Here is a 15563-nt window from a genome sequence, read left to right as displayed (position 1 = left end):
ATGACCGGCAGGACGCCGTGGGCGCCCTGCCCTTACAGGGTTACGACATCGAATTCCGCCACGGGATCCACGTCGGCATCGTAGTCGACGTCGTCCCGCTCGAAGCCGAACAGCTTCAGGAACTCGTGCTTGTACCCAGCATAGTCGGTGATCGCGAAGAGGTTCTCGGTGGTCACCTGCGGCCACAGGTCCTTGCACGCCTGCTGGACGTCGTCGCGCAGCTCCCAGTCGTCCAGGCGCAGGCGGCCGGCCTCGTCGGTCTCGGCGCTGCCCTGACCTGCACCCCGATAGAGGCGCTCGCCGAACAGGCGGTTGAGCTGGTCGATGGTGCCCTCGTGCAGGCCCTTCTCCTTCATCACCCGGTAGACCATGGCGATGTAGAGCGGCATCACCGGGATGGCCGCGCTGGCCTGGGTCACCACCGACTTGAGCACCGCCACGTTGGCGCCGCCGCCGGAGGCCGAGAGGCGCTTGTCGATCTCGCCGGCGGCGCGATCCAGGTCCTCCTTGGCCTTGCCCAGGGCGCCATGCCAGTAGATAGGCCAGGTGATCTCGGTGCCGATGTAGCTGAAGGCGACGCTGCGCGCGCCTTCGGCCAGCACGCCGGCGCGGTCCAGGGCGTCGATCCACAGCTCCCAGTCCTCGCCGCCCATCACCGCCTTGGTGTCCTCGATCTCCTGCTCGGTGGCGGGCTCGACCTCGGCCTCGATGATGGCGTCCTTGTTGGTGTCGATGGCGGTGGCGCGGTAGGTCTCGCCGATCGGCTTGAGGCTGGAGCGCTTGAGCTCACCGGAGTCGGGCAGCTTGCGCACCGGCGAGGCCAGGGAGTAGACCACCAGGTCGACCTGGCCCAGGTCCTGCTTGATCAGCTCGATGGCCTTCTCGCGGGCCTCGTGGGAGAAGGCGTCGCCGTTGATGGACTTGCTGTAGAGCCCCTCCTGCTTGGCGAAGCGGTCGAAGGCGGCACTGTTGTACCAGCCCGCGGTGCCCGGCTTCTTCTCGGTGCCCGGCTTCTCGAAGAACACCCCCAGGGTATCGGCGCCGTAGCCGAAGGCCGCGGTGATGCGCGCCGCCAGGCCATAGCCGCTGGAGGCCCCGATCACCAGCACCTTCTTCGGCCCGTTCGCCTTGTCCAGGCCCCGGGCACGGGTCGCCTCGATCTGCTCGAGCACGTTCTTCTCGCAGCCGACGGGGTGGGTGGTGGTGCAGATGAAACCGCGTACCTTGGGCTTGATGATCACGTCAGACCTCGCTGTTCGTCCTGGGGAGCGGCTGGACCGCCCGCTGAGTGGTGCGTCGATGCCCTATTCTAGCGGCCGCGTGCGGCGCTGTCCGCCCTTGAGCCGGGCCGGCGCCTGGGGCAGGATGCCAGCCTGACGAGCACAACCGGGAGCGAACCATGGATGCCCAGAGCCTGGTCGACCGACGCGGCGAGCTGTGGCTCGCCCTGGCACCGCTGTGGCTGGAGCGCGAGCCCGGCGAACGCGACTACGCCGAGATGATCACGGTGATCGAACGCCACGACCTCACGGTGCACGAGCTGGAGTGGGTGTTCCGGCTGGAGCTGGCGCCGGTGCTCGCGCGCCACCAGATGTCGGTGGTGGGCGAGTGGCGCGCCTTCGATGACTACAAGCTGATGAAGCAGCTGGTGGCCCACAACCTGCGCCTCACCGGATGGCGGCGCAAGAGCTGGGCGCTGTTCTCGGGGCTGACCACCATGATGACCCGCCATCGCTGGAACGAGCTGATCGCGCGGCTGATGGTGGAACGCGGCGAGACACCTCCATGATGACCCGACTCTCGCCACTTCAGGCTGGAACGAGCTAGGCCTCGTCCAGCGCCACCTCCAGCGCCTCGCGCAGCTCGGCCTCGCCGTGGCGCGGCGAGAAGCGGCGGATCACCCGGCCATCGCGCCCCACCAGGAACTTGGTGAAGTTCCACTTGACCATGCCGCTGCCCAGCACCCCGGGCGCCTCGCGCTTGAGCTCGACGAACAGCGGGTGGGCGTGGCGGCCGTTGACCCTCACCTTCTCCATCAGCGGGAAGCTCACCTGGTAGTCCCGCGCACTCAGGGTGCAGAAATCCAGCGCCGACTCCGGCGACTGGCGGGCGAACTGGTTGCAGGGGAAGCCGATGACCATGAAGCCACGCTGGCGATAGCGCCGATAGAGGCGTTCGAGCTCGCGCAGCTGGGGCGTGAAGCCGCAGCGGCTGGCGACATTGACGATGAGCAGCACCTGTCCGCGCAGCGCGGCGAAGTTGAAGGACTCGCCCTGGGCGGTGTGGCACCGGTGGTCGTGGATGGACATGGGGGCGCCTTGCGGGTCGTGGTCATCCACGATGCCACGCCCTCCGCGGCGACGCTACCCCCCGGCCCGGTGCCGCGGCAGGCGCCGGCGCACCTCGGCGACACGCCGCCCCAGGACTCGCCGCCGCTCACGGCGCTCCGCCGCCGCCAGCGGTGCATAGCGCAGGCGCTCGAGCTGGTGGGCGCAGTCACGCAGCGCCGGTCCGGCCGGGCCGGCCGCCTCCGCCAGGCGGCGCAGGTGGGCGGCGGGCGACTCTCCCTCCCGGGGCGGCAGCCCGCGCCGGGCCAGCCAGGCCTGCAGGCGCCGGATGCGCAGCGCCTCGTCGCGCCCTTCACGACGGGCCCGCCAGGCCAGCGCCAGCCCCCCGCCGAGGCCGGCGAGCAGGCCCGCGGCGATCGCCAGGCCCGCCAGCCAGCCCAGCGGGCCGCGTCCGGGCAGCGCCCCCAGCAGGGTCTCCCAGAAGGCGTGCAGCCGCTCGACCAGCCGCGCCATCAGCGCGGTGCGCGCCTGGTCGCGGTAGCCGATCACCTCGCGCTGCCAGCGGTACTCCATGCGCTCCCAGCCCAGGCGCAGCCGATTGACCCAGCCGATCTCGCGCATGCGCAGCGGCGAGAACCCCGAGTCGGCCAGGAAGGCCTCGCCGCCATCCTCGATCGCTCCGGCGCCCTGCTCGATGCGCTCCGGGGCGATGGCCGCGGTGGGGTCCAGGCGCTGCCAGCCGCCGTCGAGCCACACCTCGACCCAGGCGTGGGCGTCGTAGTCGCGCACCGTGAAGTGGCCATCCGGATGGCGCTCGCCGCCCAGGAAGCCGGCGACGATGCGCGCCGGCAACCCCGCGGCGCGGGCCAGCACCGCCATGGCCGAGGCGTAGTGGGTGCAGTAGCCGGCACGGCTCTCGAACAGGAACTCGTCGACCCGGTCCCGGGAGGTCAGCCGCGGCGGGGTCAGGGTGTAGCGGAACGGCGCCTCGCCGAAGCGTGCCATCAGCGCTTCCAGGTAGGCCCGCGGCGCGCCCCCCGTCTCGCGCCACAGCCGCTCGGCCAGGGCGCGGCTGCGCGGGTTGCCCTCCTCGGGCAGCCGGGTGTGCCAGCGTGCCCCCAGGGGGTCGGGCCAGCCCGGTGCCTGGCCGCTGCTCGAGAGCCGCAGCAGGCTGCGCGAGGCGAGCGGCGAGAGCCCCTCCACGGTGCCGTCGGCGAGCCAGCGCAGCCGCTCGTCGCTGGCCAGGGGCGCCCCCAGGGAGGGGCGCCAGGGACGGCTGTCGGGCTCCAGCAGCAGCTCGGCCTCGAAGCGCGGCTCGCCGGACGGCGGCCACGGCGAGCGGCGCCCCTCCGCCGCCAGGGCCCCGCGGCCGAGGCCCAGGCGCGCCGCCGTGGCCCGGCGCCAGCGCTCGCCGTCGAAGTCCGAGAGGGTGTAGACCCGCCAGTAGCGCTCGGCGGGGGCCGGCGCGTCGCCCAAGAATCGCGCCCGGAAGGCGCGTCGGTCGCTGCGCGACAGCTCGGCGATATCCCCCGGGGCGATCTCGTCGCTGAGCCCGGTGGCGGCACGCTCGGCCTGGGGCAGGTTCCACAGCGGCCCGAAGCGCGGGAAGGCCAGGAACAGCAGCACCATCAGCGGCGCCGAGAGCCCCAGCAGCCAGGCGCTCTCGCGCCACGCTAGGCGAGCATCGCTGGCCCCCGCCAGGCACACCAGGGAGTGCAGCAGCCAGGCCACCGCCAGCAGGGCGCCGAGCGCCACCGGGATGCCCTGGTCATGGAGGAAGGCCACGGTGGTGGCGACCAGGCCGATCAGCACCACCACCCGGGCATCGCGACGGGTATGGGTCTCCAGCAGCTTGAGCAGGTAGACCCCGAGCAGCAGGCCGATCATCGCCTCCATGCGCCCCAGGGTACCGTACTGCAGCCATAGCCCGGCGGTGAGCGCGGCGACCCCCGCCAGGCGCAGCACCACCCCGGCCCGAGGCAGCCGCCGGCGCAGCTGCAGGGCGCGATAGCCCGCCACCAGGGCGGCGAGCCCCGCCAGCCAGGCGGGCATGAAGGCCAGGTGCAGCGCCAGCACCAGGCACTGGCCGATGAACAGCCGGCGCAGCATGGCCGCGCCCAGGGCGCGGCCGTCGGCGAGCACGGCGGGGGTGGCCTGGCGCCGCCTCATGACGCCGCCCCCGGGCCCTCGGCCGGGTGCCCCGGGAAACGCGCCAGGGCGGCGAGCGCCTCCCGGCGCTGGGCGGCGCCCTCGCCCTGGGGCAGGGTCAGCCCCGGCAGGCGCAGCCCGTAGCGGTCGCCGGCCTGGTGGTGGGCCAGCACCCGGGCGCAGAGGGTCGACAGGCGCGTCTCGGGGTCGCCGCGACAGGCGTCGTAGTCGAGCCACAGCTGCTGGCGGGGCGGCACGCTGAACGCCTTGGCGGCCAGTACCCCGGTGCGGCTCCACTGCTTCCAGGCCAGCCGCGCGGGGCTGTCGCCGGGCTCGGCACGGCGCAGGCCGGCGAAGTCGGTGGCCTCGAGGCCCGCCCCGGCCAGGCGGTGCTCGGGGAGTTCGTCGGGCCGGGGGCGCGGATAGACCAGCAGCCGCTCGTCGGCCTCCAGCCAGGCCACCGCCCGCACCAGGCCCAGCGGCCAGGCGCTCTCCAGGCGCAGCAGCGGCAGCGGCGGCTCGCCGCGCCGCGGGGCCGGAAGAGACAGGAACGCCTCGCCGCGCCCCTCGGGCAGCGAGACCGAGGCGGATGCCCCCGGGGCGTGGACCTCGACGACGTGGCGCGGACGCCCGCCCTCGAGGGTCACCCCCAGGCGCGCCTCGCCTCCGGCGAAGGTCTCGGCGGGCAGGCGCAGGGTGGCGCGCAGGCCGAGCAGGTTGCGCCAGGTACGCAGCAGGGCCACCACCGCCACCGCGAACAGCCAGAAGGCGAGGGCGAAGGCGAGGCTGTTCTGGTAGTTGATGCCGAACAGCAGCAGCAGCAGGACCAGCACCGCCCAGCCCAGGCCGAAGCGGGTCGGCAGCAGGAAGAGCCGGCGCTGGGGCAGCGGTGTGCCGGGGGCGATCGCCACCCGGCGCCACCAGCGCTGGCGTGACGCGCGCCGCAGCACGGCTAGCCCATCACCGGCACGCGGGCCAGCAGGTGGCGGGCCAGGGCCTCGCCCTCCTCGCGGCGGCCGCTGCTCAGCCGGTGCCCCACCACCGGCACCCAGACCGCCTGGACATCCTCGGGCAGCACGTGGTCGCGCCCCTCGAGCAGCGCCCAGCCGCGGGCCGCCTGGAGCAGCGCCAGGGCGCCACGGGTGGAGAGCCCCCAGGCCAGCTCCGGATGCTCGCGGCTGGCGGTCACCAGCGCCTGGACATAATCGAGCAGCGCCTCGGCGACGTGGATGTCGGCCAGGCGCGCCTGCCAGGCGCGCAGGCGTTCGGCGTCGAGCAGCGCCGGCAGCGCAGCGAGGCGCTCGCGCCCGGCGCGGCCACGCAGGATCTCGCGCTCGGCGCGGGGGTCGGGGTAGCCCAGCGAGAGACGCATCAGGAAGCGGTCGAGCTGGGACTCCGGCAGCGCGAAGGTGCCGGCCTGCTCCTGGGGGTTCTGGGTGGCGATGACGAAGAAGGGGTCGGGCAGGGGGCGGGTCTCGCCCTCCACGGTCACCCGCCCCTCCTCCATGGCCTCGAGCAGCGCGCTCTGGGTCTTGGGGGTGGCGCGGTTGATCTCGTCGGCCAGCACCACGCCATGGAAGATCGGGCCGGGGTGGAAGGTGAAGCGCGCCTCGCGGGGGTCGAACACCGAGACCCCCAGCACGTCGGCCGGCAGCAGGTCGCTGGTGAACTGCAGCCGCTGCATGTCCAGGCCGGTGACCCGCGCCAGCGACTGGGCCAGGGTGGTCTTGCCCAGCCCCGGCAGGTCCTCGATCAACAGGTGGCCGCGGCACAGCAGGCAGCACAGCGCCAGGCGCAGCTCCCGGGACTTGCCCAGCACCACCCCCTCGAGGGCCGCGGTCACCGCCTCCAGCTCGCCGAGCCTGGCCGGGCGGTTCATGGTGCCGCCTCCAGCAGGCCGGCCACCAGCAGCGCCTCCACCGCCTGGCGGGTGTCGGGGGTCACCGCCTCCCGGGCCAGCGCCGCGGTGGGTGGCAGCCAGAAGGCGTCGGCCACCTCCTCGGCCTGGAGCTGCAGCGGTCCGTCGTGCTCGACCAGGTAGAGGCTGCCGAAGATATGGTGGCCGCCCGAGGCGTGGACGAAGCCTCCCGCCGGGCGCAGCGGGGCCCCGCGGATACCCAGCTCCTCCTCGAGCTCGCGGCGGGCGGCGACATGCACCGCCTCCCCGGCCCCCACCACCCCGCCGGCGGCGAGGTCGAGGCCACCGGGGAAGACCTCCTTGGTGAGGGTGCGGCGCTGGACGCACAGCTCGCCGCGGGGGTTGACCACCACCACGTAGGTGGCGCGGTGCCAGAAGCGGAAGCGACGCATCTCGGCGCGCCAGGCGCTGCCGCAGGGGCGATTGCGGGCATCCACCAGCTGGATGCGCTCACGGGCGATATGCGGCGCCGGCAGCGGCGCCTCGCGCGACTCGTCGGTCATGGGCCTCTCCCCGGAAATGCCTTCAGCCTACCCAGTCGCCGCCCCGGCGTCACGTTGACCGTCGCCGCCGCGCCTTCCATGCTCGAGGGAGGCCTCCGCCACGGAGAGACGCCATGCCTGACCGCGCCCCCCGCAACCGCCTGGCCACCCACGAGGTGACCAACCAGCCGCCGCCGAGCGGCGATCGCGACCGGCTCGCCGATGACCTGCCGCTGCGCGAGGCGCTGGCCCGGGAGGCCCCCGCCTGGGTCGCCGAGCGCCTGGCGCCGCTGGGCCGGGCGGTGGGCAGCGAGCACATCCAGGCGCTGGGCGAGGCGGCCAACCGCCATCCGCCGGCGCTGCGCCTCTTCGACCGCCACGGCCGCCGCCTGGACGAGGTGGCCTACCACCCCGCCTACCACGAGCTGATGGCCCTGGCCATGGAGGGCGGCTGGCACGCCGTGGCCTGGCAGCAGGAGGGCCGCGGCGGGCACCAGGCCCATGTCGCCGCCCTCTACCTGCTGACCCAGGCCGAGCCGGGCTTCTGCTGCCCGGTCACCATGACCCACGCCGCCCTGCCGGCGCTGCGCCACGCCCCCGGGGTGGCGGCGCGCTGGGCCCCCGGACTGCTCGCCCACCACTACGACCCGCGAGCACTGCCCGCCGGCGAGAAGCAGGGCCTGACACTGGGCATGGCGATGACCGAGAAACAGGGCGGCAGCGACGTGAGAACCAATGCGACCCGAGCGGAGCCGACCGACGATGGCTGGCGGCTTGGCGGCCACAAGTGGTTCTGCAGCGCGCCGATGTCAGACGGCTTCCTGACCCTGGCGCAGAGCGAGGCGGGGCTCGGCTGTTTCCTAGTGCCACGCTTCACGCCGGACGGCAAGCGCAACGCCATCGAGCTGCAGCGGCTCAAGGAGAAGTGCGGCAACCACGCCAACGCCTCCGCCGAGATCGAGTACCGCGGCGCCTGGGCCAAGCCGGTGGGGCCGCCCGATCGCGGCATCGCCACCATCCTCGCCATGGTGCAGCAGACCCGCCTGGATGCCGCCACCGCGCCGGTGGGCATGATGCGCCAGGCGCTGGACGAGGCATGGAGCCACGTGCAGGCACGCCACGCTTTCGGTCGCGCCCTGGCCCAGCAGCCGCTGATGCGCGCGGTGATCGCCGACCTGGCGCTGGAGGTGGAGGCGGGGGTCGCCCTCTGCCTGCGCGCCGCCCGCGCCTTCGACAGCGCGGCCCGGGGCGAGGGGGGGGAACGGGCCCTGGCCCGACTGCTGCCGGCGCTGGCCAAGTACTGGCACAACCGGCGCGGGCCGGGTTTCATGGCCGAGGCCATGGAGTGCCTGGGCGGCATCGGTTACGTGGAGGAGGCGCCGCTGGCGCGGCTCTATCGCGAGGCGCCGGTCAACTCCATCTGGGAGGGCTCGGGCAACGTCATCTGCCTGGATGTGCTGCGGGTGCTGGGTCGCCACCCCGAGGCGCTGGAGGCGCTGCACGCCGAGCTCGTCCCGGCGCGGGGTCAGGTGCGGGAGTTCGACGCCGCCCTCGCCGGGCTGGAGCGGCTGCTGGGCGAGTCGCCGCAGGCGCTGGAGCCCCGCGCGCGCTGGCTGACCCAGCGGCTCGCCCAGTGCCTGCAGGGGGCGCTGCTGCTGCGCCACGCGCCGGTGGAGGTCGGCGAGACCTTCTGCCGCGCGCGCCTCGGCGAGGAGGCGGGTCCTGCCTACGGCGTGCTGCCCAGCGGTGCGCCGCTGGCGGCGGTGCTGGCGCGCATCGCGTCCTGAGTGGCGCCCAGCTCGAGGATCTCCTCGGCGGGCATCGGACGGGCCAGCCCGAAGCCCTGCACATGGGTGCAGCCGAAGCGATCGAGCAGCGCCAGCGCCCCCGGGTCCTCGACCCCCTCGGCCACCACCCGGATGCCGAGCCGGCGCCCCAGCAGCGCCACCGCCTCGACGATGGCGGCATCCTGGGACTCCTCGTGCAGGTGGCGCACGAAGCTGCGATCCACCTTGAGCTCGCTGATCGGCAGCAGCTGCAGCCGCGCCAGCGAGGAGAAGCCGATGCCGAAGTCATCCACCGAGACCTCCAGGCCGCCCAGGCAGAGCCGCGCCGCCACCTCGCTGCCCAAGAGGTCATCACGCATGGCCGCGGTCTCGGTCACCTCCAGCACCAGTGGCGGATCGCCGGGTCGGCGGCGCCGGGTAAGCGCCAGCAGGTCGGGGCAGCCGAGGTCGTCGGCGGTGACGTTGACCGACAGCGACGGCATCACCCCCTCGCGGTGCCAGGCCTCGGCGTCCAGCATCGCCATCTCCAGCACATGGCGGGTCAGCCGCTGCCCCTGGTCGGAAGAGAGCAGCGGCAGGAAGGCGCCCGGGCCGATCAGCCCCAGCTCGGGGTGGGCCCAGCGCACCAGCGCCTCCACGCCGCTGAGGCGGCCGGACGAGAGCTCGAACTGGGGCTGGTAGTGGAGGGTCAGCTCGCGGCGCTTGAGGGCCAGGTCCAGTTCCTCGCTGGAGAACACCGGGTCGCCGTGCACCTCGGCGGGCGGCTCGCGCCCGACCCGCAGGTTACCGAGGCAGCAGCGCAGCTCGGCCAGGCGCATCGGCTTGTCCAGGCAACCGAGCATGCGCAGTCCCAGGGCCAGGCCCACTCGCTCGGCGATGCGGGCGATCTTGCGCTCCACCCCGGAGAGCAGTAGCACCCAGCCCCGGTAGCCGGTGGCCGCCAGGCGCCGCAGCAGGGCGATGGCGTCCTCGCTGCCGTGCTCCAGCCCGAGGATCACCAGGGTCGGCGCACGGCTTTCCACCGCCTCCAGCAGGGGGCGCGAATGTGCGTAGTAGCGGCTTCCCAGCCCCAACGTCTCCAGCTGCAGGGAGAGCACGGCGGCCATGTCCATGTCCGCCTCCAGCACCAGGGCGAGCGCCTGCGGCGCCCGTGACGACTCGTTCATCGGCAGGACCTGCGCGGCGAGGATGACGCCTTGAGCCTAACACCACTGAGGATTCGCCACATGGCGCGACCCATGACCCCGGTCAACGCTAGGCGACCAGCGGCCCGGCCACCACACGCACCGCCAGCGCCAGCAGCAGCGCCCCGGTGGCGCGGTTGATCCAGTGGGCATGGGCCTGCAGCCAGGGCAGCACCCGCGAGTGCGAGAGCCCCAGGGCCACCAGTACGTACCAGGCGCCGTCGATCACCATGGCGGTGAGCACGATCAGCGCCTGGCCGGCGAGGCTCATGCCCGGGGTGACGAACTGGCTGAGCAGGGCGATGAAGAACAGGATCAGCTTGGGGTTGCCCAGCGCCACCAGCATGCCGTCGCGGGCCGCCTGGCGGCGGGTAGTGCTCGTCCCGCCCGCCTGCAGGGCGCCGCCACGACCGGCGCGCAGCGCCCTGACGCCGAGCCAGGCGAGGTAGGCCGCCCCGCACCAGGTGACGGCCTGGTAGAGCAGGGGCTGACGCACGATCAGCGCGCCCAGGCCCCACACGGTAAGCAGCGCATAGAACCCCACGCCCAGGGCGTGGGAGAGGCCCGCCACCATCCCCGGGGCACGCCCACCCCCCAGGGTGTGGCGCAGCACCATGGCCAGGCTGGGGCCCGGCGACATCGCCCCCATGGCGCACACCGCCACCAGGGAGAGCCAGAGGGAAAGGGGCATGCCGGCGACCTCAGCGATGGAACTGCTTCTCGCGCTCGGGCTGCCACAATATGGCATCCACCCGCAGCTTCACCTCGCTGCCGTCCGGCAGCGGCCAGTCGATGGCATCGCCGACACGCAGGCCGATCAGCCCCGCGCCCACCGGCGCCATCACCGAGATGCCATCCTCGGTGGTGGCCAGGGCGTGGGGATAGACCAGGGTGCGGATCATCTGGCGCCCCCGGGTCAGGTCGGTGAACTGGATGCGGCTGTTCATGCTCACCACATCCTCGGGGATCTCCTCGGGGTCGATCACCTCGCCGCGCTCGAGCTCCTCCTCCAGCGCCTCGGCCACGAAGCGGTCCTTGTCGGCGACCTCGTCGATCAGGCGCTGCAGGCGGTCGGCATCCAGCCGGTTGATGATAAGGGGGGGACGGGACGACATGGGACCTCCTGAAATCCGATAAACGCTTATTGGACGTTTACCGGGGTATCCAACGAAAACAGCCCTCCACCCGCGAAGGGGCGAAGGACTGTGTTACCTCACCATACGACATCCGGCGGCCTTCGGACAGTCCCCGTCAGCACGGCACTCGCCGGCCCGTCGGGACGGGCTGCAACCCGGCGTGGCGGCCGTTAGACTGGAGCCCCCTCACCGCCGGAGCTCCCCCATGTCGGTTCGCCTCTTTGCCTGGATGATGATCGGCCTCGGCCTGCTGCTGCCCGTGGTGGGCTGGCAGACCGCCAGCCCCGTCGGCTTCGTCGGCCCGGTGCTGGCACTGCTGGGCATCCTGCTGCTGGTCACGTGGCGTGGCCGCTGAGACGGGACCGGCCAGCCTCGGTGAGCTGCTGGAGCGGGTGAGCCACGCCGGCAGGCAAGATCACAGCGTCAGCCTGCGGGCCCTGCTGGAGGCGGTGGGCCGGCGCAGCTTCGCCCCCTTCCTGCTGGTCGCCGGCCTGGTCACCCTGGCGCCACTGGTCGGCGACATCCCCGGGGTGCCGACGCTGATGGCCAGCCTGGTGCTGCTGGCGGTGGGCCAGCTGCTGGCGGGGCGACGCAGCATCTGGCTACCGCGCTGGCTGCTGGAGCGGCGGGTGTCCCGCGCGCGTTTCCGGCGCGTGCTGGCCTGGCTGGAACGCCCCGCCGCCTGGATCGACCGGCTGCTGAAGCAGAGGCTGGTGTGGCTGACGCGTCCGCCGGCCCATCTTGGCGTCGCCCTCACCTGCCTGGTGGTGGCGCTGGCCATGCCGCCCATGGAGGTCATCCCCTTCAGCGCCAACGGCGCGGGCCTCGCCCTCACCCTGTTCGGCCTGGCACTGCTCGCCGACGACGGCCTGCTCGCCCTGCTCGGCTACCTGCTCACCGGCGGCACCCTGGCGGTGGTGCTGGCAAGCCTGATGGGGTAGCACGATATTCAGGAGGCGGCGCGGGTCAGGTCATGGAAGTGGATGCCGGTCGCCTTGATAACGGCGGTCATGGTACGCAGGGTAGGGTTCCCCTTGGGCGACAGCGCCCGGTACAGGCTCTCGCGAGAGACCTGGGCACGCTCAGCCACGGCAGCCATGCCGCCCTGGGCCTCCACCACATGGCGCAGCGCCAGCAGGAAGGCAGACTCGCCCCCCTCCTCATCCAGTTCATCGAAGGCAGTGCGCAGGTAATCGAGCGCCATATCAGGGTCATCGCGCAGCATCTCGACGACAGCGGTGTCGTGGCTTTTCATCTTCGTGCTCTCCTCCGGTGGTCAGCCAGAAACTCCTTGGCCTGCTCGATGTCGGCCTGCTGGCGCTTCTTGGTCCCACCGATTAACAACATCACCAGGCGCCTGCCCACCTTGGTGTAATACACCCGGTAGCCAGGGCCGTAGTCGATTCGCAGCTCCAGCACTCCGTCGCCAACAGCCTTGGTATCTCCTGCATTCCCAGCAGCCAAGCGGTTGAGGCGAGTCAGCACGCGCATGGCGGCCTGACGATCCTTGCCCTTGGTGGCATCCAGCCAGGCTTGAAACGGATCGTGGCCGTCAGCGGTGAGGTAGTGCGTCAGCTCCATCATCGGGAGCATTGTAGCCTAAAAGCTATAACAGAGCGCAAGAAAACAAGCACAGGCGGAAACTGCTACACCCGGCCTGCCCAATAAGTAACGCAGAAGCGAGGGAAAACGGCGAAAACGACGACGGCCGCCTTCGGGGATGGCAGGCGGCCGTCGTCATGAGAGAGGGGGGCTGGTACCGGCGGTCGGACTCGAACCGACAAGGGCTTGCACCCGGCGGATTTTGAATCCGCTGCGTCTACCAATTCCGCCACGCCGGCAACGCGCGAAGCATTATACGTGGGCCCCACCGCGGGTCAATCGCGGGCCTGACTTCACGTCCGCCAGGCGGTATCCTAGTCGGCTTGCCGGCTCCCGGCATCGCCCCCTTGCCCGCACCACCGGACCCGATACCGCCCATGCAGCGCGCCGACTTCCATTTCGAGCTTCCCGACGAGCTGATCGCCCGCTACCCCTCCGAGCAGCGCACCGACTGCCGGTTGCTGTGCGTGGAGGGGGCGAGCGGCACCCTGACCCACCGCCGCTTCCCGGACCTGCTCGAGCTGCTCGAGCCCGGCGACCTGCTGGTGTTCAACGACACCCGGGTGATCCCGGCCCGCCTGCACGGCCACAAGGCCAGCGGCGGCAAGGTGGAGATGCTGCTCGAGCGCCCGCTGGACGCCCACCGCGGCCTGGCCCACCTGCGCTCGAGCAAGTCGCCCAAGCCCGGCACCGAGCTCGAGTTCGAGGGCGGCATCCGCGCCGTGGTGGAGGGGCGCCGCGAGGCGCTGTTCGAGCTGCGCTTCCTCGGCGAGACGCCCCTGGTCGAGTTGCTGGAGCGCCACGGCCATATGCCGCTGCCGCCCTACATCGACCGCGAGGACGAGTTGGCTGACCGCGAGCGCTACCAGACCGTCTACGCCCGCCGCGAGGGCGCGGTGGCCGCCCCCACCGCCGGCCTGCACTTCGATGAGCCGCTGCTCGAGGCGCTCGCCGAGAAGGGCGTGGAGCGCGCCTTCGTCACCCTGCACGTGGGCGCCGGCACCTTCCAGCCGGTTCGGGCCGACGATATCCGCGAGCACGTCATGCACAGCGAGTGGCTGGAGGTGGACGAAACGGTGTGCGAGAAGGTGCGCGCCGCCCGCGCCGCCGGGCGCCGGGTGATCGCCGTGGGCACCACCAGCGTGCGCTGCCTGGAGAGCGCCAGCGACGAGCACGGCGAGATCGCCCCCTACCGCGGCGAGACCGATATCTTCATCTACCCCGGCTACCGGTGGCGCTGCGTGGACGCCCTGATCACCAACTTCCACCTGCCGGAATCCACCCTGCTGATGCTGGTGGCCTCCTTCGCCGGCTTCGAGACCACCCTTTCGGCCTACCGCGAGGCGGTGGCCGAACGCTACGCCTTCTTCAGCTACGGCGATGCGATGTTCCTCACCCGCCAGCCTTCCTGACCCGCAAGGGGCACCGAGATCGATCATGCGTAACGACTGCTTCATGACCTTCGAGCGCCTGGCCAGCGACGGCCGGGCGCGCCGTGGCCGCCTCACCTTTCCCCGCGGAACGGTGGAAACCCCCGCCTTCATGCCGGTGGGCACCTACGGCACCGTCAAGGGCATGACCCCGGCCTCCGTGGAGGAGATCGGCGCCGAGATCATCCTCGGCAACACCTTCCACCTGTGGCTGCGCCCGGGCATGGAGGTGATCGAGGCCCACGGCGACCTCCACGACTTCGCCCAGTGGGACAAGCCGATCCTCACCGACTCCGGCGGCTTCCAGGTGTTCTCGCTGGGCGCCATGCGCAAGATCACCGAGCAGGGCGTGCACTTCCGCTCGCCGGTGGACGGCGCCAAGGTGTTCATGGGTCCCGAAGAGTCCATGGCGGTGCAGCGCTCGCTGGGCTCCGACGTGGTGATGATCTTCGACGAGTGCACCCCGTACCCGGCCACCGAGAAGGAGGCGCGGCTCTCCATGGAGCGCTCGCTGCGCTGGGCAAGCCGCTCCCGGGAGGCCCACGGCGCCTCGCCCTCGGCGCTGTTCGGCATCGTCCAGGGCGGCATGTATCCCGAGCTGCGCGAGCGCTCCCTGAAGGGGCTCATGGAGATCGGCTTCGATGGCCTGGCCATCGGCGGCCTCTCGGTTGGCGAGCCCAAGGAGGAGATGATCAAGGTGCTCGACTATCTGCCCACCTGGATGCCGGAGGACACCCCCCGCTACCTGATGGGGGTGGGCAAGCCCGAGGACCTGGTGGAGGGGGTGCGCCGCGGCATCGACATGTTCGACTGCGTGATGCCGACCCGCAACGCGAGGAACGGCCACCTATTCACCGCCGAGGGCACGGTGAAGATCCGCAACGCCCGGCACCGCCACGACACCGGCCCGCTGGAGGCGGAGTGCGACTGCTACACCTGCCGGCACTTCTCCCGGGCCTACCTGCACCACCTGGATCGCTGCGGCGAGATGCTCGGTTCGATGCTCAACACCATCCACAACCTGCGCCACTATCAGCGCCTGATGGCCGGTTTGCGCGGTGCCATCGAAGCGGGTACATTGGCCAACTTCGTGGAAGGCTTCTATGCCCGGCGCGGCCTGCCGGTGCCTCCCGCCCCGAACTGATCCGTGCGCGGTGCCGCCATCCGAGGGTACGGCATCGCGCCAGGGCGCCCGACGCGGCGGCCTACCCCCTTACCCATCCCAATCAGGAGACTCCCACCCATGCTGGACTTCTTCATCGCGCCGGCCTACGCCCAGGACGCCCCCGCCGGCGGCGGCATCGCCCAGATCGTCATGCTGGTCGGCTTCGTGGCCATCTTCTACTTCCTGCTGTGGCGCCCCCAGGCCAAGCGTGCCAAGCAGCACAAGCAGCTGATCGCCGGCCTCTCAAAGGGTGACGAGATCGTCATCGGCGGCGGCATGCTGGGCCGCGTCACCAAGGTCAGCGACGACAGCGAGTTCCTGACCATGCAGATCGCCGAGGGCACCGAGGTCAACGTGCAGAAGAACGCCGTGGCCGCGGTGCTGCCCAAGGGCACCCTCAAGTCCATCTGACCCGCGGCCAAT

At 71.9% G+C, this 15563-nt stretch carries 18 protein-coding genes and 1 tRNA gene; 7 read left to right on the top strand and 12 right to left on the bottom strand.

All coding sequences use genetic code 11. The features are described 5' to 3' along the window. Positions 1-32: 32 nt before the first annotated feature. A complete protein-coding gene (gene fabV / locus BLP95_RS00250) occupies positions 33-1241 on the bottom strand; it encodes an enoyl-ACP reductase FabV (protein ID WP_089676198.1) in 1209 nt (402 codons plus the stop codon). Between the two features lie 158 nt (positions 1242-1399). Between fabV and BLP95_RS00245 the strand changes: the two genes are divergently transcribed. Next, positions 1400-1789, top strand: a complete 390-nt coding sequence (locus tag BLP95_RS00245) for a DUF7079 family protein (protein ID WP_089676197.1) — start codon at positions 1400-1402, stop codon at positions 1787-1789. Between the two features lie 34 nt (positions 1790-1823). Here the strand turns inward: BLP95_RS00245 and BLP95_RS00240 are convergent, their stop codons facing one another. The 5 genes from BLP95_RS00240 to BLP95_RS17140 are packed head-to-tail and all read right to left on the bottom strand — an operon-like array spanning position 1824 to position 6857. Then, positions 1824-2309 (bottom strand): glutathione peroxidase, encoded by a 486-nt coding sequence (locus BLP95_RS00240; protein WP_089676196.1) that lies wholly within the window; start codon positions 2307-2309, stop codon positions 1824-1826. 54 nt (positions 2310-2363) lie between these two features. Continuing rightward, positions 2364-4457 carry a transglutaminase TgpA family protein gene (locus tag BLP95_RS00235; RefSeq protein ID WP_089676195.1) on the bottom strand — a complete coding sequence of 698 codons (2094 nt, stop codon included), beginning with the start codon at positions 4455-4457 and terminating at the stop codon, positions 2364-2366. Next, entirely contained in the window at positions 4454-5386 is a 933-nt protein-coding gene (locus tag BLP95_RS00230; RefSeq protein ID WP_143004388.1) for a DUF58 domain-containing protein, read from the bottom strand. The genes BLP95_RS00235 and BLP95_RS00230 overlap by 4 nt, the downstream gene beginning before the upstream one ends. A 2-nt stretch (positions 5387-5388) precedes the next feature. Further along, positions 5389-6315, bottom strand: a complete 927-nt coding sequence (locus BLP95_RS00225) for an AAA family ATPase (protein WP_089676194.1) — start codon at positions 6313-6315, stop codon at positions 5389-5391. Next, positions 6312-6857 carry an NUDIX hydrolase gene (locus BLP95_RS17140; RefSeq protein ID WP_089676193.1) on the bottom strand — a complete coding sequence of 182 codons (546 nt, stop codon included), beginning with the start codon at positions 6855-6857 and terminating at the stop codon, positions 6312-6314. The genes BLP95_RS00225 and BLP95_RS17140 overlap by 4 nt, the downstream gene beginning before the upstream one ends. A gap of 113 nt (positions 6858-6970) precedes the next feature. Here BLP95_RS17140 and BLP95_RS00215 point away from each other — a divergent pair, with 113 nt between their 5' ends. Next, positions 6971-8623 (top strand): acyl-CoA dehydrogenase family protein, encoded by a 1653-nt coding sequence (locus BLP95_RS00215; protein WP_089676192.1) that lies wholly within the window; start codon positions 6971-6973, stop codon positions 8621-8623. Here the strand turns inward: BLP95_RS00215 and BLP95_RS00210 are convergent. From BLP95_RS00210 to rnk, 3 genes are all read right to left on the bottom strand, one after another. Further along, a complete protein-coding gene (locus BLP95_RS00210; RefSeq protein WP_089676191.1) occupies positions 8563-9789 on the bottom strand; it encodes an EAL domain-containing response regulator in 1227 nt (408 codons plus the stop codon). The genes BLP95_RS00215 and BLP95_RS00210 overlap by 61 nt on opposite strands. Positions 9790-9877: 88 nt before the next feature. Beyond that, the gene (locus tag BLP95_RS00205) at positions 9878-10498 is read right to left on the bottom strand and encodes a LysE family translocator (RefSeq protein WP_089676190.1); all 621 of its coding nucleotides are present in this window, start codon (positions 10496-10498) and stop codon (positions 9878-9880) included. A gap of 10 nt (positions 10499-10508) precedes the next feature. Continuing rightward, positions 10509-10922 carry a nucleoside diphosphate kinase regulator gene (rnk, locus tag BLP95_RS00200; RefSeq protein WP_089676189.1) on the bottom strand — a complete coding sequence of 138 codons (414 nt, stop codon included), beginning with the start codon at positions 10920-10922 and terminating at the stop codon, positions 10509-10511. A 226-nt stretch (positions 10923-11148) separates the two neighbouring features. Between rnk and BLP95_RS16795 the strand changes: the two genes are divergently transcribed. Beyond that, complete coding sequence (locus BLP95_RS16795) at positions 11149-11298, top strand: hypothetical protein (RefSeq protein ID WP_176760192.1); 150 nt, start codon at positions 11149-11151, stop codon at positions 11296-11298. Further along, the gene (locus tag BLP95_RS00195) at positions 11288-11884 is read left to right on the top strand and encodes an exopolysaccharide biosynthesis protein (protein WP_089676188.1); all 597 of its coding nucleotides are present in this window, start codon (positions 11288-11290) and stop codon (positions 11882-11884) included. Before BLP95_RS16795 ends, BLP95_RS00195 begins: the two co-directional genes overlap by 11 nt. Before the next feature lie 8 nt (positions 11885-11892). Here the strand turns inward: BLP95_RS00195 and BLP95_RS00190 are convergent, their stop codons facing one another. The 3 genes from BLP95_RS00190 to BLP95_RS00180 all read right to left on the bottom strand — a co-directional run bounded on the left by BLP95_RS00190 (position 11893) and on the right by BLP95_RS00180 (position 12784). Further along, a complete protein-coding gene (locus tag BLP95_RS00190) occupies positions 11893-12198 on the bottom strand; it encodes an addiction module antidote protein (protein ID WP_089676187.1) in 306 nt (101 codons plus the stop codon). Next, positions 12195-12527 (bottom strand): type II toxin-antitoxin system RelE/ParE family toxin, encoded by a 333-nt coding sequence (locus BLP95_RS00185; protein ID WP_089676186.1) that lies wholly within the window; start codon positions 12525-12527, stop codon positions 12195-12197. Before BLP95_RS00185 ends, BLP95_RS00190 begins: the two co-directional genes overlap by 4 nt. Before the next feature lie 170 nt (positions 12528-12697). Continuing rightward, positions 12698-12784 (bottom strand) — tRNA-Leu (locus tag BLP95_RS00180). Between the two features lie 138 nt (positions 12785-12922). Between BLP95_RS00180 and queA the strand changes: the two genes are divergently transcribed. The 3 genes from queA (at position 12923) to yajC (ending at position 15551) form a co-directional block, all read left to right on the top strand. Next, positions 12923-13957 (top strand): tRNA preQ1(34) S-adenosylmethionine ribosyltransferase-isomerase QueA, encoded by a 1035-nt coding sequence (gene queA / locus BLP95_RS00175; protein ID WP_089676185.1) that lies wholly within the window; start codon positions 12923-12925, stop codon positions 13955-13957. A 43-nt stretch (positions 13958-14000) separates the two neighbouring features. Next, complete coding sequence (tgt, locus tag BLP95_RS00170) at positions 14001-15119, top strand: tRNA guanosine(34) transglycosylase Tgt (RefSeq protein WP_218118512.1); 1119 nt, start codon at positions 14001-14003, stop codon at positions 15117-15119. A gap of 99 nt (positions 15120-15218) precedes the next feature. After that, the gene (gene yajC, locus BLP95_RS00165; RefSeq protein WP_089676183.1) at positions 15219-15551 is read left to right on the top strand and encodes a preprotein translocase subunit YajC; all 333 of its coding nucleotides are present in this window, start codon (positions 15219-15221) and stop codon (positions 15549-15551) included. Positions 15552-15563 lie beyond the last annotated feature (12 nt).

This window comes from Halomonas shengliensis, assembly GCF_900104135.1.
Classification (GTDB): domain Bacteria; phylum Pseudomonadota; class Gammaproteobacteria; order Pseudomonadales; family Halomonadaceae; genus Halomonas; species Halomonas shengliensis.
Note: the sequence above shows the minus strand (reverse complement) of the source record. Positions and strands in the feature narration are given on the sequence as shown.